This window comes from Paenibacillus sp. LPE1-1-1.1, from assembly GCF_040676435.1.
In the GTDB taxonomy this organism is placed as follows: domain Bacteria; phylum Bacillota; class Bacilli; order Paenibacillales; family Paenibacillaceae; genus Pristimantibacillus.
This window is the reverse complement of sequence record NZ_JBEGHY010000012.1, coordinates 367,536-387,592: the sequence shown is the minus strand read 5'-3', so window position 1 is coordinate 387,592 and position 20,057 is coordinate 367,536. Positions and strand designations below refer to the sequence as shown.

The window sequence follows — 20,057 nt, the reverse complement described above, 5'->3', positions numbered from 1 at the left end:
TATACCGTATGAAGTGTTAGCATTCAATTATCGATCACTAAAGGGAGATGGGCCAATTGCTTCAATCATTGGAAATCGAGTTAACCAAAAACAAGAAACAACAGCCAGCAGCAGACCAGCTTGGGTTCGGTAATCATTTTACGGATCATATGTTTATTATGGATTATTCGACGGACAAAGGCTGGCATAAGCCGCGCATCCAACCTTACCAACCGATCGTATTAGACCCGGCAGCAAAGGTTTTCCATTATGGGCAAACGATATTTGAAGGCTTGAAAGCGTATAAAGCCGATGACGGCCGCATATTGCTGTTCAGACCTCAAAAAAACATACAACGAATGAACCGCTCCAATGAGCGTCTCAGCGTTCCAGATCTTGATATCGATACCGTTATCGAAGCCTTGAAGCAGCTGATTGCTGTCGATAAGGAATGGATCCCAACGGCGCCAAGCACGTCGCTGTACATTCGTCCTTTCATTATCGCCACCCAGCCGCAGCTTGGCGTAGCGCCATCCACCCATTACCAATTTATCATCATCATGTCGCCGGTAGGCGCTTATTATACGGAAGGCGTTAATCCGGTTAAAATCTTCGTCGAATCGGAATACGTCCGTTCCGTTAAAGGCGGCGTAGGCGAAGCGAAAACAGCCGGCAATTATGCGGCTGGCTTGAAAGCGCAGGAAATCGCTAAGGAAAAAGGCTATTCCCAAGTCCTATGGCTCGACGGCGTACACCGCAAATATATCGAGGAAGTCGGCAGCATGAATGTCTTTTTCAAAATCAACGGCGTCGTTCATACGCCTGCGTTAAATGGCAGTATTTTGGACGGCGTAACCCGCAACTCCATCATTCAGCTGCTTCGGCATTGGAACATCGACGTCGTAGAACGTCCGATTACGATTGAAGAGCTGTACGTGGCTGGCCGCAATGGCGAGCTGGAAGAGGCTTTCGGCACGGGAACCGCGGCCGTTATTTCTCCGATCGGCGAGCTGAACTGGCAGGATGACGTACTCGTCATTAATCAAGGACAGACCGGCGAGCTGTCCAAGAAGCTTTATGATACGCTGACCGGCATTCAAATGGGCAAGCTGGAAGATCCGCTTGGCTGGATGGTCGAAGCCACTCCCGTTAACGTTTAGCTAGCGGCCGTATCCGTCCGTTGGCGTTAAAAGCTCGTGTTTTTCATTTAAATGATTCAAAATTCATAAAAAGGAATGCCCTAAAGCAGCCGAGCTGCCCGGGCATTCCCTTTTTTTTCGCATGTCCGTGCTCTACGCTTCGCCTTCCTTGCCTTCCGTCCCGCCAAATGCGAAATGGTAGCCATCCGTGTCCATGATCACAAATTCCTTCCAAGGCCCTCCGTCTGTATATATAACAGGCTCCACGGCAACAACCGCGCCTTTGCTTCTAAACTCTTCATACAGGGCATCGAGCTGCGCCCATGTATTCGTATATACCTGCACATCCACGGCATAACCTCCGCCAGCGGGAGGCCTATTCGGCCTAACATCTGCGGGATCGGCCGCCTGGAACAACTTGAGCGCTATGCCGTTCAGCCCGCCCCGCTCGGCCCACCAGTCCGTAACGTTAAAGCCTAACACATCTCGGTAAAAGCTTTGTGACCTTGCCAAATCAGATACCATTAACACGGTTAGGGAATTAAACTTTTCAGCCATTTGTTCTTCCGCTCCTTAGTTCGTATAGGGATAAAGGGATCGATAAAGGATTCCTCCAATTAGGTGTTTTTCCCTTATTTCCAACCTATCTCAAGGCAGGCATTCAGGTAAAAAACAGCTATAGCCAATTTTTCTATCTCATTCTGCTTACGATTCGGATAGGATTAAGCTAAGCTAGGTAACCCTAAAAACGATCAGAAGGATGATACAGGCATGCTGAACGTTACTGCCGTCCATACGGTTTTTCATAAGGATGAGCTTTTTGAAGCCATGGCCGAACTGTATGATATCGGGATGCCGCAAGTAAGCCGATTCATCTCGAACGGCTTAAATGATACGTACGAGGCCGAGACGGATCGCGGAAAATACATTTTGCGCATCTATAAGCATAAGTGGAGAACGGAAGCCGATATCCGGTTCGAGCTGGAGCTGCTCGCTTATTTATCCAGCTGGGATATGCCCGTCTCGCATGCCATTCCAAGGAAAGACGGAGAGCTGCTGACCGAGCTGAACGCGCCGGAGGGCATCCGCTATGCCGCGTTGTTCACGTACGCCGAAGGCGCCGGAAAGGTCGACGCGGAAACAAGCAAATCTTACGGGCATGCCGTTGCGCAGCTGCATCATGCCATGGATCAATATACGCCTAAGCATAGCCGCTTTGAGCTGGACACCCGCCATCTCCTTGATGAACCGCTGCAACAGCTTCTCCCTTTTCTAAAGCATCGTCCCGCTGACGGCAAGCAAGTCACCGAAATCGCGGAAAGACTGAAAAAACAGCTCGATACAGTTTCAAGCGGCTCTTACGACTGGGGAATTTGCCACGGCGACCTGCATGGCTGGAATGTCTATCATTCCGATGACGGCTCCCTAACCCACTTTGATTTCGATTGCTGCGGCATGGGCTGGCGCTCGTATGACCTGTCCGTCTTTCTATGGAATCGGATGCACGGCAAGCAAGACAGCAGCAGCTTCGAGGACGAGTGCTGGGATGCGTTCCTCCATGCTTACTTAAAGGAGCGTCCGTTGAGCGAGCAGGATCTTGCTTTGATTCCGTTATTCGTTGCCGTCAGGCAGCTATGGCTGATTGGCCTTCATACCGGAAGAAGCGAGGTTTGGGGAGCTTGGCAGGATGATGGTTATTTTGACGGCAAGCTAAAGTTTTTAACCCATTGGGTTGATGCACATAAGCTATAGCATCGAATGAGCAGGAGCAGACTGTACGCTTCAGAGCCTCTTGCTCCTGCAGTCTTTTTATTTACAATTTCCCTGTTTACTTTCCAAAAAAGGTATGCTATCTTATTTCTACGCATATAGAAATAACAACTGCAGAAAAGGTGAAGCCACAATGACTGAAGATCATGCGGACGTACGGGAAGCTGTCAAAGTATATAAAGCGCTGGGCGAACCTACAAGGCTCAAAATAGCACTGCTGCTCACCGAGGAGAAAAATTTGTGCTGCTCTGATATTGGATCGAAGCTTGAATCCGTAGCAGGCTCCACACTGTCTCATCACTTGAAGCAGCTGACAGAAAGCGGATTGCTGGATCTCCGCAAGGACGGAACGTATATCTACTACAGCGTGAACCGCAAAATGGCGCAAAAGTACGCGCCGTACTTGTTGGAGTAATTTTTTTCGTTTACTATTTCTATATATTTAGAAATATAAAATTAATGGAGTGAGAGAGGAGCACTATTTTATGTCTAACGCATGGAAGATTTATATGCTTGCCATAATCAGTTTTCTGGTTGGTACCTCTGAATTTATTATTGCAGGCATCTTGGATAAAGTTGCTTCGGATATCGGCGTTTCCGTATCGGCAGCCGGCCAGTTAATCACCGTTTTCTCGCTGGCTTACGCGTTTGGCACACCTATTCTCATGGCTGTCAGCGCACGCATGGAGCGCCGCCGGCTGCTTCTCTACTCATTAGGCATATTCGCGGTCGGCAACTTAATTGCCGTCGCATTGCCTGGATTTGAATTTTTAATCGTATCCAGAGTCATTCTTGCGCTCAGTACCGGGGTATTCGTCGTTACCGCTTTAACCGTCGCAGCGAAGCTGGCTCCTCCGGGTAAACAAGGCAGCGCGATCGCTACGCTCGTTATGGGCTTCAGCACAGCATTAATCATCGGGGTTCCTCTTGGCAGATTAGCGGCTTCGGTGTACGATTGGAAGCTCATCTTCGGGGTTATCGGTTTATTGGGGCTCTTGGCGATGCTCATCATCGTGACCACCATTCCTCAACAAGATGGCGAGGCGCCCGTCCCTCTTCGCAATCAGCTCGCATTATTGAAACAGCCTAAAATCGCAATCGCCTTAACGGTAACGTTCTTATGGATCGGCGGTTACTCGATCGTTTATACGTATATTTCTCCGTTTCTGCTTACGGTCACTAAGCTCAGCGAGCAAGGCGTCAGCATTGGACTATTCGCTTTCGGCATCGCGAGTCTCATCGGCTCCAAATTCGGCGGCTTCAGCACCGACAAATGGGGGGCTCCGCGTACGCTGGTCAGCGGCATGCTGTTCCATACGATTGCCCTCATATTACTTTCGGTTGCCGGGCAATCTCCGATAATCGTCTTCCCGCTGCTTATGCTATGGGCGTTCACGGCCTGGTCATCCGGTCCGACGCAGCAGTATCATCTCATGTCGCTTGCCCCAGAGGCATCCGGTATTATGCTTAGCTTGAACAGCTCGATCCTCCAGCTCGGCATGGCAGCCGGCGCAGGTCTTGGCGGCGTTATCGTAGAGCAAACCTCCCTCCATTCCATAAGCTGGATCGGGGCTACCGGAGTTATCCTTGCCGCTGCGACAGCCGCTACGTTTTTTGGGGTCTCACACTCCCGCTCCCGCCGCAAGGCCGTGGAGAGCAGCCTAGCCAAGACGAGCGCTTAAGCTGCGCAATAATTAAAATACGCTGACGCCGTCTTTAGCGGTAAAAGCTCGTTTTGCAGTGAAATATAAGCAAAAAAAGCAGGCTCCCATTCATGGGGGCCTGCTTTCCGTTCATGACCAGCTTCTATTCGAAGCGAATCAAGAAGTAGTTTTTCTTCCCGCGGCGCAGCACGACAAATTTGCTATGCAGCCTTTGCTCCGCGCTCACGATTGCCTCAGCATCCGTTTGCTTTGTTCCATTAATCGAAATCGAGCCGCTCGTAATATCCTGTTTGGCTTGGCGGCGGGACGGCGCTGCCCCGGATTCGATCAGGAGATCCATAAGCGCAATCTCGTCCCTATCCGAGATAACCGTTGTAGGCATGTCCTGCAGCGCTTCGATAAGCTCCGCTTCGCTCAGCTGGTTTACATCGCCCGAGAAGAAAGCCTGCGTAATTTTCTCCGCGCTGTCCAGCGCTTCCTGCCCATGGACAAGGCGGGTAATCTCGCGCGCCAGCTCGCGCTGCGCCACGCGTTTTTCCGGATGCGCTTGAAGCTCGCTCTCCAAAGCCTCGATCTCCGTACGGGAGAGGAAGGTAAAATATTTTAAAAACTTGATGGTATCGTTATCTTCCGTATTGATCCAGAATTGATAAAATTGGTACGCCGACGTTTTTGAACGGTCAAGCCAGATCGCTCCCGATTCGGATTTACCGAATTTTTTTCCGTCGCTCTTCGTAACAAGCGGCATCGTCATGCCGTAAGCGTCGCCGCCGCCCATTTTGCCGATTAAATCCAGACCCGCCGTAATGTTGCCCCATTGGTCGCTGCCGCCGATTTGCAGGGAACAGCCATGCTCCTGATGAAGCTTATGGAAATCGTATGCTTGCAAAATCATATAGCTGAACTCGGTGAAGGAAATGCCTGACGAAAGTCTTGAATCAACGGAATCCTTCGCGAGCATATAATTAACCGTGAAATTTTTGCCCACATCGCGTAAAAACGTGATCACGTCAAGCGGTTCGATCCAGTCATAGTTGCTTACAAGCTTCGCCGGATTCTCCGCGATATCAAAATCAAGAAAGCGCGACAGCTGGCGCTTCAAGCTTTCAGTCCACTGCGCTACCGTATCTGCCGTGTTCAGCGATCTCTCCGATGAGCGGCCGCTCGGATCACCGATTAAGCCTGTTCCTCCTCCAACGAGCGCAAGCGGAATATGGCCTGCCTGCTGAAAACGGCGCAAGCACAAAATCGGAAGCAGGCTTCCGATATGGAGGCTATCCGCTGTCGGGTCGAATCCGCAGTACAGCACGACGCGCTCGTTTGAAAGCTTCTTATGTAGTTCATTGCGGTTGGTAAATTGCTGCACCAGCCCTCTGTATTCCAAATCCGCCAATAAATCGTCATGATTGATCAATAAAGCTTCGTTTGTCATATAACTCTCTCCTCTATGGTTTCCTACAGTTTACGTCGAATCGCTCTATTTTAAAAGAGATATGCCGGCGGCTAAACGGTTTTATTCCTGTCTCTGCGTTTACGGATCCTTTTTCGAACAAGCGTATCGCATAATAGCAGCGCCGCGCCTACAACAATATCGGTAAATGCCACAAAGATGGCATTAAACGGATAACCACCCATCCTCGAAATATAATACACCGTAAATCCCAAAATCCCAAGCATACTGACCGTAAATACCATGCTTTTTTTAAATAAAAGCGCAAAACCTGCCGCAATGACAGTCAGCGCTCCGGCCGTCCCTATAATGAGAAGATTATGATCCTTCTCGATATTCGTTGGAAACAGCAGTCTATTCGGATAAAGATATGAAAAATACCAGTCCTCGCTCGGTAAATGGTTAAATGCGGCTTTAAATACTTTCGGGCCGACCTGCTCCATCGGAAGATTCGAATACAGCTTTCCGCCCGGCGCGTGAAGCTGTATTTCCAGCTCCACCTGCGGCTCACCCTCCCAAAACTCGGCAGGCGTAAGATAATAAAGATGTGAATAGATGGTATTGATAACGCCTTTCTCATATATCCCGCCGTCCTCTTCGTACCGCACGACTATGTTTTTCTTCTCATGCGGCCCAAAGCTGAGCGGGATTCGCGTCCCAATGGCTTGATTACGGTCTGATCCGTAACTTCCGATTCGAAGCGCTTTGCCGCTTAACGGATCCGTCACTGTGTTTTTGAACGCAGCATGCCAGTTCACAGGCTTGCCTTCGGGAGTCGGACTCGTCTCGATCTGCTTGTCCCCTTCCGTTACGGTTAATGCCTCTGTGGAAGGCGTTAGAAATAAAACATCAACTTCCTTATCCGTATCGGAGTTATTGTAAAGCTCATACTGAACGTTAATTTCCGCATGGCTTTGATGACGGTCATTGCTATTATCGATGCTAAAAACAACCTTCTCGCGAACCAGGCTGATGTCAGAATTTTCATCCAGCTGCAGCTGGCCATGGCCTTTTGCCGGTTCATACAATGGGCCTCCGTTAGCATTAGCCGCTGCCGGCAGGAGCAGAAGCATCAGAACCGCTGCAGTAAGGACTCGCCTAATCATGAGCGTAATAACCAAGCCTCCTTATTTTGCTTCTTTTATTTGTTCCACGGCAGCTTTGATCGTATCAATGACGACTCTCGGCTCTGACAATTGAGGAAAATGCCCGCTTTTTTCTGCGATAATATGTTTGCTGTATCTTGATAACGAAAGCAAATCCAATTGATTCTCCAATCGTATTTTACGAACTTCCTCTGGCATCATACGATTTTCTTTTTCGCCTGTAACCACATATAAAGGGATTTCCGGAAAACGGCCTGTTTGATGAATTTGGTCCACCGTTCTTTTTACAAAATTAACTTCGTTGTATTGTTTATGGGAAGACAAGGAATCAAATAGGGTGAACAGCTTGTTGATCGTTTTTACCACCTTGCCTTGATATTGATCAAGGTTTATATCTTTCGGATGGCTTGATTCTAAAAAAACAATGCCTGCTGCCTCGTTTGGGTAAAGCCGGGCATATAAATTTGCATATAATCCCCCTAAGGAATGGCCAACCAGCAAGAAAGGTGGTTCGAATCCCGCTTTGGTTAATGCCTCCCGTAAGGTTTCGACAATCGTTATTCCGTCTTGGGGTTCTTTCGGCCGATCACTGCCTGCAACACCAAAACGATTATAAGAAAATACAGATGACGATTCCGAAATTTCCGGCAATATTTTCATCCAGCCTTCGATTGGGCCCGAACCGCCGTTAATCAAAACGATATTCGGTTTACCGTTTCCGCTACTATTATATTGCAGCTTCCCTTTTGAAGTTTCCATTTTAGCTTTCTCTATCGGCAATGTACTGCACCTCACTTTTTTTGATTGCAACCACATTATTGATACGCCCTTACTAAAAGCAGGTTACATTTACCATTTTAATATCATTTTTTAGTTAAATATTATTCGTTTTGAATAACTTCACTCGAAAAACCTCTTTATTTTCTGATATAATATTCGAAAAGCGTACTATTAGAAATCGGAGGCTATTATATGGCGTTTAGCACGGTACTGTACAAACTGAAAGGACTCTATAAATTCGGGAAGGCCGCTCCAAAGCTGCGCGGAAAAGTGTTCGTCAATAAACTCGGAGCCATCCAGGTAGGAAAGAACCTTTCCATAGTAGGTCATCCATGGGCAGTCCAAATCACCAGCACCAAGGGTGCGAACTTGACATTCGGGGACAATGTGTACGTGAATGCAGGCGTGGGAATTGCTGCTAACAAAGAAATCGTTATTGGAGATAACGTTAAGATTGGCCCAAGAACGAGTATATTCGATAGTAATTACCACCGTATAGATTCTAGCGATAAAGGTGAGCTCAGCAAAAGAATAACCATTGGGAATAACGTTTGGATTGGAGCGGATTGCACCATTCTTCCGGGCGTCACTATTGGGGATAATTCCGTTATCGCGGCCAAGAGTACCGTGAATAAAAATGTTCCTAACAATGTATTGGTCGGCGGAAGCCCTGCAAAAGTCATTCGCGAACTGGAAATCGAAGATGGCTGGGTTAGAGATTAAAAATAAGAAAGCCTGCCTTAGCCGGCAAACTTCCAGGGCGATGGTACCTTTCATTTCGAACAAGGAACAGGCTTGGAGTTGTAATCCAATAAAAAGAACGGCCCTGCTTGGTCGATTATCGACGGCGGGTCCGTTCTTTTTAAGTTAGCTTGATTGCTTATCAACCGCGATTAGTGCAATCCAGTATGCATGCCGTTAATTTTTTCTCCACGTATCCTTCAGCGGTACTATGCGGTTAAATACCATCTTCTTCTCCGTCGTATGCTTCCGGTCAACGATAAAATAACCATGACGCAAAAATTGGCATTTATCCTCCGGCTTTTGATTTTTCATGCCCGGTTCGATCATGCAGTCTTTTAAGGCGATGAACGATGCAGAGTTAAAGGCGCTTTCCCAGCTAAATCCTTCATCCGCAGGTGATACATGATCAAGCAGCAGACGGTCGTACAAGTGCACCTCAGCTTGCATTGCATGAGCTGCGGACACCCAATGAATGGTCCCTTTCACCTTGCGGCCGGTAAATCCCGTTCCGCTTTTCGTTTCCGGGTCATACGTGCAGCGCAGCTCAATGACGTAACCTGATTCGTTGTCCCTAATGACTTCCTCGCATTTGATGAAATAAGCGCCGATAAGCCGAACCTCCGTGCCCGGCGTTAAGCGATGGAATCCTTTGGAGGGCTGCTCCATAAAATCATCCCGTTCGATGTAAAGGGTTCCGGAAAAAGGGACTTCCCGTTTGCCCAGCGCCTCATTCTCGCTGTTGTTATCTACCATAAGCAGCTCCGTTTGGCCTTCCGGATAATTGGTTATGACCACCTTTAGCGGATGCAGCACGGCCATGGCACCCTTGACCTTCGCTTTCAAATCCTGTCTTGCCGCATGCTCCAGCATGGCAATGTCAACCGAGTTCTGAGCTCTAATCATCCCAATCTCGCTAATAAAGTTTCGAATGCTCTCCGGCGTAAAGCCTCTTCTTCTAAGCCCACGGATCGTCGGCAGTCTCGGATCGTCCCAGCCATCTACAAGCCCTTCCTCCACCAGCTGCCTTAAATAACGTTTGCTCGTTACTGCGCCGGTTATATTCAGCCTTCCGAACTCCCGTTGCCTTGGCGGCTCCGCAAACGCCAGCTCATGCAATACCCATTCGTACAAAGGACGATGGTCTTTAAACTCAATGGAGCATAACGAGTACGTGATGCCCTCGATGGCATCCTGTATCGGGTGGGCAAAATCATACATCGGATAAATGCACCATTGATTTCCCGTCCGGTAATGCTCCGAATGGATAATGCGATAGATGACGGGATCCCGCAGGTTCATATTCGGAGCGCTCATATTAATTTTCGCCCGAAGCACCTTGGAGGACGTCCCATACTCACCGTTCTTCATGTTTGCAAACAACTGCAGGTTTTCTTCCGTGGTACGGTTACGGTACGGGCTGTCCTTGCCTGGCTCCGTAAGCGTTCCCCGGTACTCCGTCACCTCTGCCGGCGATAGATCGCAAACATAAGCTTTCCCTTTCTTAATTAACGTAACGGCAGCGTTATAAATGGCATCCGAATAATCCGAGCCATAATAAATATGGCGTCCCGGGCTATAGCCTAACCACTCGATATCTTCAATAATGGCATTCACATATTCGATATCCTCCTTTAAAGGATTCGTGTCGTCAAAACGCAGATGGAAGCTCCCCTTATACTTTTGCGCGATGGTATAGTTGGTGTGAATCGCATAGGCGCTGCCAATGTGAAGGTATCCGTTCGGCTCCGGCGGAAAACGAGTACAGATTTCACGGGAGAAGACTCCCGCTTGAATATCCTCTTTAATGATTTTGTCCAAAAAATGGTCCGCGGCCGGTTCCATATCATGACTCATAGTTAAACCTCCATAGTTAGGTTAATATTCGTCTTAAAAGCCGTTGTTCACCTGCGAAAATAAAAAAAAATCCCACCCCCAAGACTTCGCGTCTTGGGGACGAAATTTTTCGCGGTACCACCCCAGATTCATTAATATGTCGCCATATTAACCTCTTCAAGTACGGCACCTATGGATGCTTATACTCTAGCTCTATAACAGGAGCTCCTGTCACAGCATCCCCCTTGTCCAGGTTCCGATGTGATGCTCAGAGACTTGTTTCGATAAGTTTTTCCTCGCCCCTTTTCAGCTGCCGGGGTTCTCTGTGAAGGAATCCGCTTATTTACTCTTCTCGTCATCGCCTTTTTTATATTGCATATAGGTTAACAAATCCTTTCGCATACTGCAAATGGTTATTCATCCAAAGTGCAGCGAAGGAAACTGCTTGCATTTTATTCCTCCTATTCGCAATCGGTGACGAAAGTGAAGCTTTTTTTGTAAAATGCGGCTACCGTCAGCTTTATAGATTTAGGATTTTAATCCTTCGTGATCTTATTGAAAGCTTGTACGTACTGTTCGTATTTGACCTGCCATATGTCTTTACGGGATTCGATCGTCCTGCCATCCAGAAGCACCTCGATGACATCCAAGCAAACGTCCCAACCTGCGATATCCCTTGGCGTGTGATCCGTAACTTTCGTAAGCTTCTCCGTTAATACCAAGCGGCAGCCGCCCGGCTCGGGATATAATTCAAAGCGAACACGGTCCTCGCCCCATGTATATTCTAGCACTTCATGCAGCTTAAGCTCCAAAATCTCAAGTTCCTCGAATGTTCCGTTCTGCATATCGAACCTAATGACTCCGCCCTCACGCAGGTCGTCGACGCTAAGCTCAGAAAACCATTTTGCAAGCTTATCGTTATCCGTAAGCCATGACCATACCTTCTCGACAGAATGCTTCAAATGACGTTCAAAACGAACCTCATAACCATTTTCAACCGTTTGTATAACCGCCAGCATATTATTCCTCCTCATCGAGTACCCTCTCCAAATCATCCAGCTTGTTCGACCAAAATGTCCGATAAGGCGTCAGCCAATCCTGTATTTCCTCTAACGGCTTCGCATTAAGACGGTACATATGCTTCTGCGCTTCTTTTCGCACGGTAACGAGTCCTGCTTCGCGCAATATGCGCAAATGCTTCGAAACGCCGGGCTGGCTCAGCGACGATATCGTTACAAGCTCCCCAACGGAGCGCTCCTGCTCACGCAAGTAATCCAGAATCGTTCTCCGATGGGGTTCAGCCAGCACTTCAAATAGTTTGTTGTTTTTCATGCGTTTATATTACCATTTAGTTATATTTCTGTAAAGTTATATACAGGTATGATGCACGGATTCGTTCATGTTTCTCTATGAAATATAGATAAAAACCAATTTCGAAAAAGTTGTTTTTATCGCTGTAAGATCACATATGCTCTTACAGCCACCTTTTGTGCGTGTAGCAGCACGCTAAACGGCAACTTAAGAACCTATAGGTTCTTACAGCCATCAGTAAACGTTACTTTGGACGCTGTAAGAACATATTTGCGCTTACGGACACCTTTTGTGCGTGTAGCAGCATGCTAAACGACAACTTAAGAACCTATAGGTTCTTACAGCCATCAGTAAACGTTACTTTAGACGCTGTAAGATCACATATGCTCTTACAGCCACCTTTTGTGCGTGTAGCAGCATGCTAAATGACAACTTAAGAGCCTATAGGTTCTTATAGCCATCAGTAAACGTTACTTTGGACGCTGTAAGAACACATTTGCGCTTATGACCACCTTTTGCGCATGGATAGCATGCTTCACGGCAACTTAAGAACCTATAGGTTCTTACAGCCCGGTTTACAGTCACCAGTAAACGTTACTTAGGGCGCTGTAAGAACACATTTGCGCTTACGCCACCTTTTTCGTTTGGGCGCCTTTGCAAACAAAAAAGCCGCAGCCTCAGGATTGCTCCCTTGGCTGCCGCTTTTACGGCTATTTCCTATTTATTTAGCGTTATAAAACGCTTCTAGCTCGCTGACTACCGCAGCAAGCGATCCGTCTACGCGAGTCTGGCGCTGCTCTTTGTTAAATAACGACGTGATTTGTTCAGGGAATTGCTGCTCGATGCCGCAAAGCTCGATTGCTTCATTGAACTTTGCCGGATGCGCCGTTGCGAGCGATACCGTGATTTCCTTGTCATCGCTGTATTTGTCAGCCGCAGCCACGCCGCAAGCCGAATGCGGATCAAGCAGATAGCCGTTTTCCGCTTCGTATTTTTTAATGGTGCTCAAGCACTCTTGGCCTTGGACGCCATGCGCGCCGAATTCCGCCTGCACCTTGTTCAGCGCTTCACCGGAAATGACGATTTGTCCCTCCGCCTTGAACTGGTCCATCAGCGTGCGAATTTGCGCGGCATCCTCACCAAGCACGTAATACAAGTAACGCTCAAAGTTGCTTGCCACTTGAATGTCCATCGACGGGCTGTACGTACTGCGGAAATCGCCCGGCTTATACACGCCCTCCAAGATAAAGCGCTCCAAAATATTGTTCTCGTTGGTAGCCAGAATCAGCTTGCCGACAGGAAGGCCCATACGCTTCGCCAAGTAGCCCGCAAAAATATCACCGAAGTTGCCGGTTGGCACGCTGAAGTTTACTTGCTTCGCATCCGTTTGCTTCGCGACCTGGAAGTAAGCGTAGAAATAATATACGGTCTGTGCCAAAATCCGCACGAAATTGATGGAATTAATCGCAGCCAAATGGTTGCTCGCTTTGAAGTCGAGATCAGCGAACAGATCCTTGATCATGCGCTGGCAATCGTCAAAGTTGCCGTCTACCGATAGATTCAGCACGTTATCTTCCTGAACCGTCGTCATTTGAAGCTCCTGCACTTTACTTACTTTGCCATGCGGATGCAGGATGCAAATTTTAATGCCGTTCTTGCCTTTAACGCCCTCGATTGCCGAAGCGCCCGTATCGCCGGAGGTTGCTCCGAGAATATGGATTTTTTTGTTTTGCTTGGCTGCCACGTACGTATATAATTGACCCATGAATTGCAGGGCAATGTCTTTAAAAGCAAAGGTTGGGCCGTGGAAAAGCTCCAGCAAATACAGATCATCCTTCAATTTGCGCACCGGCGTTACTTCCGGATCACGGAAGGTTGAATAGCTCGCGTACACCATATCTTTAAGATCCTGCTCTGGAATTTCACCGTTCGTATAATACGAGAAAATGGCAAGCACAAGCTCTTGATAGCTAAGCTCCTGCCACTCCTTTAAGGTTGCTGCCGAAATAACCGGAATTTCATTCGGAACAAGCAGGCCTCCATCGTTGCCCAAGCCCATCATAAAAGCATCGATAAAACCTATCTTGCCGACATTTCCTCTTGTACTGATGTACTCCATTTGTAAATAGCCTCCTACATGCGCGCAATTATCGCCCTATTTCGTTATTTAAATCATATCATCGTTTTCCATAATAATCGATTCTTTTCACAAGTATATCATTTTTGTTCCCATAAAATAAACGAAAGGCATCCTAAACTTAAGGATGCCTTTCATAATCAACCTTATTTCATAAAGCTTGCCACAATCGCCGCAATTTCGGCGCGCTTAATCTTTTCTTTTGGCCGCAGGGTGCCGTCCTCGTAGCCTTTAATGAAACCGGACTCCGTCAAAGCTGATATAGCTTCCTTCGCCCAGTCCGAAACGCCCGCTTCATCCGTAAAGACCGGCTTGTTCGCGTCGATCGGCGTTACCAGCCGTTCCTTAAGCGCCCTGTACAAAATAACGAAAGCTTCCTCTCTCGTCATCTCTTGGTTCGGCTTAAAGCTGCCGTCCTCGAAGCCGGTTACGATTCCCGCTTCGGATAAGCCCTTCACGTATTTGCTGTACCAGGCCGCAGATGAGATATCCTCAAAGCCGGCGTCGCCGTCTTCGGTATTCAAATCGAGCAATCTGTACATAACCGCCATGAATTCCGCTCTGCTCATCTGTTTGTCAGGCTTGAAGCTGCCATCCGGGAAACCTCCCAGTATGCTTTGCTCCGCAAGCTTATTGATGGAAGCAGCCGCCCAGTGCCCGGCCGTATCCGAGAAGCTCGGCTGCGGCTCTGTGCTTGGGCTTGGTGTCGGACTTGGCGTCGGCGTCGGCGTCGGCGTCGGCGTCGGTGTCGTCTCTCCGCCAGGCGCCGCCTTCTTCTCCACGGTCACGGTCGCTACGGCGATAAACCCGCCGTCCGCCGTCGTCGCGGTGATAACAGCCGTACCTTCCGTCACGCCCGTAATAACGCCTGCCCCGTTCACGGAAGCGACTCCCTCCTGCGTGCTCGACCAAAGGACTGTCTTATTGGCCGCATCCAGCGGAGCGACTGCCGCCGATAGCTGCGCCTGCTCCCCTTGTTTAAGCGTAATGGATTGCTTATCCAAGGCTAAGCCCGTTACGCGGATGTCGGTATTCGGCTGCTCAATTGCTGGAACGTTAGCCAGCAGCTGCTCGTATTCGGATTGCGTGACCGGAATGACGGTGCCGTGCCGCGGGCTTGCCGGCAGCTCGTAGCTAGCGGACAGCGTCCATTCACCCGAGTCCAAATCCGTCGTCTCGAACGGCACATACCCTCTGCCTCCGAACTCATCGATGAACATATACCATTTCTCTTCCGTATTCGACTTGAACACGGTTGGGCCTTCGCCGCGGCTGATCGCGCCTTTGCCTACGCCTTCTTTGATCAAATTAAACGCCGGGTCAAAGATCGAGCTTCCCGACTCCTGCAAAATAAATTTCCCGTTTGGCGTCTCCGACGAGTTATTGCGTTCATCCTTCGTGAATCGGTAAACCTTGCCCGCATGCTGAAGCATCGTGGTATCGATAATGGAATAACCGTAATCCATATACACTTCAGGCTCCGTAAAGGTGTAAAAATCCCTTGTCTTCGCATACATGATGCGCTGATAGCTGCTGCCGGTATGGTTCTCGTCTTCGAAAAGCCTTGAAGCCCAGAATACGACATATTCTCCAGTCGAATCATCATAAATGATTTCCGGTGCCCATGTATTGCCGGCCTCCTTAGGAGATACCTCAGCCATGCGCTGCTCAGACCAATTCACAAGATCATGCGACTCCCATACCATGATTGAACGGCTGCCGCTCGTCTGTGCCGCGTTCCAGTCGCCGCTTCCGTTCATTTTCAAATCCGTTGCGATTAAATAGAACTTATCTCCCTCGGGGGAGCGGATGATGAACGGATCGCGGACGCCCTTGTCCCCTAATCCTGAGCTCAGGACAGGCTCGCCCTCATTCATCTCCTGCCAGTGGAGCGGATCGTTGCCCTCGCTTAGCGCGAAATAAACCTGTTCGCCGTTCGCGGTGCCTTCACCCGTAAAGTAACTGAACATATACCCTGCATAAGCCTCGTCCTTCGGAAGCTCCTTTACGTTTGCCGCAAAAGCCTTCGTCAGCGTAACGCCGTTTTTCGCAACGGCGGCCGTCAGCCTGACCGTCGTGTCTCCGCTGCCATGGGCCGGCCGTTTCACCTCGCCCGTTGTCGTGATTACCGAAGGCTTCTCCGAGGTCCATGTAATGGCCGTTCCATTCTCGCCTGCCGTCGGCAGCGTTAGATTGCCCCGTACATCATGGACGTTATAAATCATCAAGGCTGCCGTATCCTTCGCAACCGCTTCGCCAGCATTCAGCTGCTTCAGCACCGTGAAGGAAAAGGTTCTTGCCGCTGTCGACTTCCCGTCCGTCACGATGGCTGTCAGCACAACGGCTTCATTTTGCGCGTCCGATGAGGGTCTTGTAACCTTGCCTGCAGAGCTGATAACCGCCTCGTTCGCCGACTGCCAAGTAATCGTCGTACCGCTAGCACCCTGCGCCGGCAAAATCAGGTCTGTCCGAACAGCGTCTTTGCTTGCATTATCGCCAAGAAAATTCGCCGCTTCCAATTGATCGGCCGCATGCTCTACGAGCAGCCCTTCCAGGCTTGCCGCTTTTAGATTCGCCGCTTCCATCAACCCGCTCACTTCGGAAGCCAGCAATGCGCCGTCATAGATTTGGAAATCCGCAACCATTCCGCCAAAGTAAGGATCGCCCGCATAAAAGGATTTTCCGATATATCCGCTTGTGCCTGCAGCTTTTTTGATTTGATCGAGCGTAAAACCCCCTGCCGTGCTGGAAGATACCACCTCGCCGTCGATATAAAGCGTCAGCTTGCCGTCCGTTCCGGACATGACCGCTGTGACAAGCTTCCAATTGCCGGACTGCAGCGCCGGCGCTTTGGTCGATGCTTCATTGCGCCAGCCATTGGTGGCGATTCCGAGGCGCGCCGTGCTGTCAGCATTATATTTAGGCGTCATGTACAAATAATGGGTATCATTTTGCCCAAGCGCGAACAGCCATTCCGCTCCGTTCTTGCCGTTCCAATTAACGAGCGCCGACACGGTAACATCCGTCAAGCCCTCCAAAATACCCTGCGGCATTTCGATATAGGAGCTTGTGCTGCCTCCCGCGAAGCTGATTGCTCCCGCCGTATCGGACTTAAGCCACTCCGCGTTCTCCGGATTTACCCATTTGCCGTCATGCTGGCCTGTCTTGTCCTTTACCGCCGCTCCGTCCACATCGCTCATATCATAATGCACGATCAGCTCCGACTCGGAGGATGGGGGCGGATCTACTACGCCGCCTGTGCTTTCCGTAATCATAATCCAGCTGATTTGCGGATCGGAGCTGGATGCGCCCGCGTTTGCCAAGCGATGAACCGTCAGCTCCAGCTTCCCGTCATCAACGGCTACATTGCCATAGCTCATTACATCGCTTGCCGCCGTGAAGACGTAGCCGCTTGTCTTGACCGTCCCGTTCAAAATAATGTCGGCGATCCGCTGCCCGTTGGAATATTGGGACCATGGATCATATAGACCGACATATACATCGTAATTTCCGTTATCCATATCAAACCGGTACGATAAATCATCGCCGGAATTGCCCTTCAAATAGCGCAGGGACGTGAAAATATCACCGCTGCTCGTTCCCGATGCCAGCGTATTATCCCCGACATAACCCCAGCTTTGGTTGTTCGCAGGGTCGTATTTCTGATCGATTGCGTTGCCGTTTAGTACGTTTTCCTCGCCCATCAAGGCTATGATGTCCTTATAATCGGCTGTCTCCGCACCGCCAGCATGGACGAAATAGGCGCTGCCTTCCGGAATGACGTACATTTGATGCTCTACTTTTTTATTCGACAGCTCTGTCAGCGTCCCGCTGATCCGCACCGTGCCCGGCTTCTGGAAGACCGCTGCGTTTAGGCTCCATGCAATCGGCGTATCCTTGCTCGTTCCGTCCGACAAGGTCACGTTAACGGTGCTGGGGAACGTTGGTGCTGTCCCGATTGTTGTGCTGGCGGGGAGCGTTGTATTCACCGTTACCTTCCCCATGCCATCTAATAAATCCAGCGACCATTCCTCATGCCAACGGAGCGCAATCTCGTCATTTTGGCCAAACTCAATCGGCAGCCAGATGTAACGGGAATTTGCCAGATCATTTTGGTTCCAGCGATCGCCCATATAAATGAACTTCCCTGCAGCCGCATCGACCGGAATTACCTGCGTGCTCTGCGAGCCAAAGGTCGTGGAGCTGCCCGGCGCAACATCACGCATCGCCTTCCACGGTCCCATAATATTGTCCGCAACCGTATATTTGCCCACGTTCGGAGCCCAGCCGGTCGCGCCGGATGTAATCATGTAGTATTTGCCTTGATATTTGAACAAAGCGGGCGCTTCGCGCTGGGCAAGCGGAAATACGCGAACATAATCCACGCCGTGAACCGCCTTGTATTCCGTATCGCGCTCTTCGTTGCCGTCTTTGTGCCAGCCCACGACGTCGGTGTAAGAATCATTGAGCTTGGAAATATAGATCGTCAGGTTTTCCTCGCTCGAATACACCAAGTAAGCCGTTCCGTCATCATCTTTGAACAAGGTCATATCGCGTGCCATGCCCGGCTGATTGGGCTGACCGTCATCGGTTGCGCCCGCTGGAGCGCGATCCATGCGATGGCTCTCCTGATAGACGAACGGTCCGAGCGGCGAATCGCTGAGCGCGTAGCCCGCTTCAGCTTTCGCATAGTTGGCTGTTGACGTCGCGCTTGGGCCGTCCGTATGCATCCACATTACGTATTTTTTTGTTTTGTCGTTATAAATGACCTTCGGCCGCTCAATAATCCGGTCCGTGCCGATATCGTTCAAAATATCCGCCTGATCCGTTCTGCCTTCATACAGCCCGGAAATGAGCGGATCGTTAATGAAATCATCCGCCGATTCAATCGCGGTCAGCGCAAGTCCTTTGTCTTCCCAGTTGTACAAATCCTTCGAGACATAGACGCGCACGCCTCTGGCCGGTAAATAACCGTTTGTTTTATCCTCGCCGTACCAGTAATAAGTCTGCGTTTCCTCATCGTACATCATGCCAGCGCCATGTGCCTGAATAACTGCGCCGTTCGTATCCCGCCACACCGCGCCAGGCGTGAACGAATCGTACGGCTCGTTAACCGCAAGCTCCGATATCGCCTTCTTTAAAGCAGCGATAGCCGCGACGATCTGCTCCTGTACCGCGGGCTCCGTGATCTCGGCACTGCCGCTCGAAAGCGTCTGTTTCAGCGTTTTGCTCTCTTGAATGACACGGTTCAGCTCGTCAAGGCTGTATGGCGTGTAATCCGTATTTGACGCTTCTGCTTCCGCAGCGGCGATTTGAATGTCCAATTCAGAGAGCGGAACGGTAATGTTCTGCCTAATGATCAAATAGCTCACCAGCGGATCATTATGGTTTGTGAGCGCGGCGGCTGCCGGCCCTTGAATGCGCACATTCAGCTGTCCGTCCGTTACGCTGATCTTCCGGTAAGTGACGGCCTTCTCCGCCCCGTCGCCGCCGATCGCGAAATCGCCGCCCGATACGTTGTTTCCTTCCAGCAGCAGATTAACGCTTCGTCCGCTCCACGGATTTTTGAAGCCGAACGTCACGTCATATTCGCCGGGCGGAAGCTCGAAGTCGTAGGCCAGAGCCTTATCTCTCACTTGTGTTCCGTTGTAATATCTCAATGAGCCCGATTTTGCCGAGGCATCGCTTACGCTTGTCGCGCTCGTTGCCGTGACCAGGCCCCATGCTTTGGATGTAACCGGATCAACGCCGTACACCTTTTCTGTTACGGAGCTGTATAGACCGAGCTTATCCGAGCCCTCAGCAGTTGCCGGAGTCGGGTCCCCTGCATTTACGAAATAAAGAATGTAGTCGTTATCCTTCAGCTCCTGCTCCGTAAACTCGGCTGCCGTTGTTCCCTGTCCTTCGCTCGCTGCATATGCGGGCGCCAATGAGGTTAGAAACGACGCGAACATCGAGACGCACAGCGCCAAAGACAACCATTTCTTCTGTTTAAACAATCGTATTCCTCCTTCAAGCATGTTGATCGCTCATTCTGAATGCGCTTACAACTAGGATGGCAGAACGTCAACACGAATGATATCGAAGATGGTCTCCTTGTTCAACTGAACAATATAAACGGCAATGAACTCCATTCATACCCTC

At 49.7% G+C, this 20,057-nt stretch carries 14 protein-coding genes and 1 other annotated feature; of the genes, 5 read left to right on the top strand and 9 right to left on the bottom strand.

Annotated features, from left to right (window positions below; genetic code table 11):
* Positions 1-56 precede the first annotated feature (56 nt).
* Positions 57-1,139 carry a branched-chain amino acid aminotransferase gene (locus MRBLPE1_RS12395; RefSeq protein WP_364145671.1) on the top strand — a complete coding sequence of 361 codons (1,083 nt, stop codon included), beginning with the start codon at positions 57-59 and terminating at the stop codon, positions 1,137-1,139.
* Between the two features lie 132 nt (positions 1,140-1,271).
* On the opposite strand, the gene MRBLPE1_RS12390 is transcribed toward MRBLPE1_RS12395, so the two are convergent.
* Positions 1,272-1,676, bottom strand: a complete 405-nt coding sequence (locus tag MRBLPE1_RS12390; protein ID WP_364145669.1) for a VOC family protein — start codon at positions 1,674-1,676, stop codon at positions 1,272-1,274.
* A 213-nt stretch (positions 1,677-1,889) separates the two neighbouring features.
* On the opposite strand from MRBLPE1_RS12390, the gene MRBLPE1_RS12385 reads away from it, so the two are divergent.
* The 3 genes from MRBLPE1_RS12385 to MRBLPE1_RS12375 all read left to right on the top strand — a co-directional run bounded on the left by MRBLPE1_RS12385 (position 1,890) and on the right by MRBLPE1_RS12375 (position 4,570).
* Positions 1,890-2,870: a phosphotransferase gene (locus MRBLPE1_RS12385; RefSeq protein WP_364145667.1), complete on the top strand. Its 981-nt coding sequence runs from the start codon at positions 1,890-1,892 to the stop codon at positions 2,868-2,870.
* A gap of 151 nt (positions 2,871-3,021) precedes the next feature.
* On the top strand, positions 3,022-3,303 hold the full coding sequence (locus tag MRBLPE1_RS12380; RefSeq protein WP_308998926.1) for an ArsR/SmtB family transcription factor: 282 nt from the start codon (positions 3,022-3,024) through the stop codon (positions 3,301-3,303).
* Between the two features lie 70 nt (positions 3,304-3,373).
* Positions 3,374-4,570, top strand: coding sequence for an MFS transporter (locus MRBLPE1_RS12375; protein WP_364145665.1), 1,197 nt, complete (start codon positions 3,374-3,376; stop codon positions 4,568-4,570).
* Positions 4,571-4,694: 124 nt separating this feature from the next.
* Here MRBLPE1_RS12375 and tyrS read toward each other — a convergent pair whose 3' ends face one another.
* The 3 genes from tyrS to MRBLPE1_RS12360 form a co-directional block, all read right to left on the bottom strand.
* Entirely contained in the window at positions 4,695-5,984 is a 1,290-nt protein-coding gene (gene tyrS, locus MRBLPE1_RS12370; protein WP_364145663.1) for a tyrosine--tRNA ligase, read from the bottom strand.
* A gap of 71 nt (positions 5,985-6,055) precedes the next feature.
* The gene (locus MRBLPE1_RS12365; RefSeq protein ID WP_364145662.1) at positions 6,056-7,108 is read right to left on the bottom strand and encodes a hypothetical protein; all 1,053 of its coding nucleotides are present in this window, start codon (positions 7,106-7,108) and stop codon (positions 6,056-6,058) included.
* Between the two features lie 21 nt (positions 7,109-7,129).
* Positions 7,130-7,918, bottom strand: a complete 789-nt coding sequence (locus MRBLPE1_RS12360) for an alpha/beta fold hydrolase (protein ID WP_364145660.1) — start codon at positions 7,916-7,918, stop codon at positions 7,130-7,132.
* A gap of 162 nt (positions 7,919-8,080) precedes the next feature.
* Here MRBLPE1_RS12360 and MRBLPE1_RS12355 point away from each other — a divergent pair, with 162 nt between their 5' ends.
* Complete coding sequence (locus tag MRBLPE1_RS12355) at positions 8,081-8,611, top strand: acyltransferase (RefSeq protein WP_364145658.1); 531 nt, start codon at positions 8,081-8,083, stop codon at positions 8,609-8,611.
* Positions 8,612-8,806: 195 nt separating this feature from the next.
* On the opposite strand, the gene MRBLPE1_RS12350 is transcribed toward MRBLPE1_RS12355, so the two are convergent.
* The 5 genes from MRBLPE1_RS12350 to MRBLPE1_RS12330 all read right to left on the bottom strand — a co-directional run bounded on the left by MRBLPE1_RS12350 (position 8,807) and on the right by MRBLPE1_RS12330 (position 19,912).
* Positions 8,807-10,486, bottom strand: coding sequence for a glutamine--tRNA ligase/YqeY domain fusion protein (locus tag MRBLPE1_RS12350; protein WP_364145656.1), 1,680 nt, complete (start codon positions 10,484-10,486; stop codon positions 8,807-8,809).
* A gap of 92 nt (positions 10,487-10,578) precedes the next feature.
* Positions 10,579-10,833, bottom strand: a binding site (T-box leader).
* 168 nt (positions 10,834-11,001) lie between these two features.
* Entirely contained in the window at positions 11,002-11,484 is a 483-nt protein-coding gene (locus MRBLPE1_RS12345; RefSeq protein ID WP_364145655.1) for an SRPBCC family protein, read from the bottom strand.
* 1 nt (position 11,485) lies between these two features.
* Positions 11,486-11,797 (bottom strand): ArsR/SmtB family transcription factor, encoded by a 312-nt coding sequence (locus MRBLPE1_RS12340; RefSeq protein WP_364145653.1) that lies wholly within the window; start codon positions 11,795-11,797, stop codon positions 11,486-11,488.
* Between the two features lie 700 nt (positions 11,798-12,497).
* Positions 12,498-13,895 carry a threonine synthase gene (thrC, locus tag MRBLPE1_RS12335; protein ID WP_364145652.1) on the bottom strand — a complete coding sequence of 466 codons (1,398 nt, stop codon included), beginning with the start codon at positions 13,893-13,895 and terminating at the stop codon, positions 12,498-12,500.
* Between the two features lie 164 nt (positions 13,896-14,059).
* Entirely contained in the window at positions 14,060-19,912 is a 5,853-nt protein-coding gene (locus MRBLPE1_RS12330) for an immunoglobulin-like domain-containing protein (protein WP_364145650.1), read from the bottom strand.
* Positions 19,913-20,057: the final 145 nt, after the last annotated feature.

Excerpts from the sequence above, each read along its gene's own strand:
- MRBLPE1_RS12380 (WP_308998926.1), top strand. The coding sequence starts at position 3,022 with ATGACTGAAGATCATGCGGACGTACGGGAAGCTGTCAAAGTATATAAA.
- MRBLPE1_RS12390 (WP_364145669.1), bottom strand. The coding sequence starts at position 1,676 with ATGGCTGAAAAGTTTAATTCCCTAACCGTGTTAATGGTATCTGATTTG.
- tyrS (WP_364145663.1), bottom strand. The coding sequence starts at position 5,984 with ATGACAAACGAAGCTTTATTGATCAATCATGACGATTTATTGGCGGAT.
- MRBLPE1_RS12365 (WP_364145662.1), bottom strand. The coding sequence starts at position 7,108 with ATGATTAGGCGAGTCCTTACTGCAGCGGTTCTGATGCTTCTGCTCCTG.
- MRBLPE1_RS12385 (WP_364145667.1), top strand. The coding sequence starts at position 1,890 with ATGCTGAACGTTACTGCCGTCCATACGGTTTTTCATAAGGATGAGCTT.
- MRBLPE1_RS12355 (WP_364145658.1), top strand. The coding sequence starts at position 8,081 with ATGGCGTTTAGCACGGTACTGTACAAACTGAAAGGACTCTATAAATTC.
- MRBLPE1_RS12375 (WP_364145665.1), top strand. The coding sequence starts at position 3,374 with ATGTCTAACGCATGGAAGATTTATATGCTTGCCATAATCAGTTTTCTG.
- MRBLPE1_RS12340 (WP_364145653.1), bottom strand. The coding sequence starts at position 11,797 with ATGAAAAACAACAAACTATTTGAAGTGCTGGCTGAACCCCATCGGAGA.
- MRBLPE1_RS12345 (WP_364145655.1), bottom strand. The coding sequence starts at position 11,484 with ATGCTGGCGGTTATACAAACGGTTGAAAATGGTTATGAGGTTCGTTTT.
- thrC (WP_364145652.1), bottom strand. The coding sequence starts at position 13,895 with ATGGAGTACATCAGTACAAGAGGAAATGTCGGCAAGATAGGTTTTATC.
- MRBLPE1_RS12350 (WP_364145656.1), bottom strand. The coding sequence starts at position 10,486 with ATGAGTCATGATATGGAACCGGCCGCGGACCATTTTTTGGACAAAATC.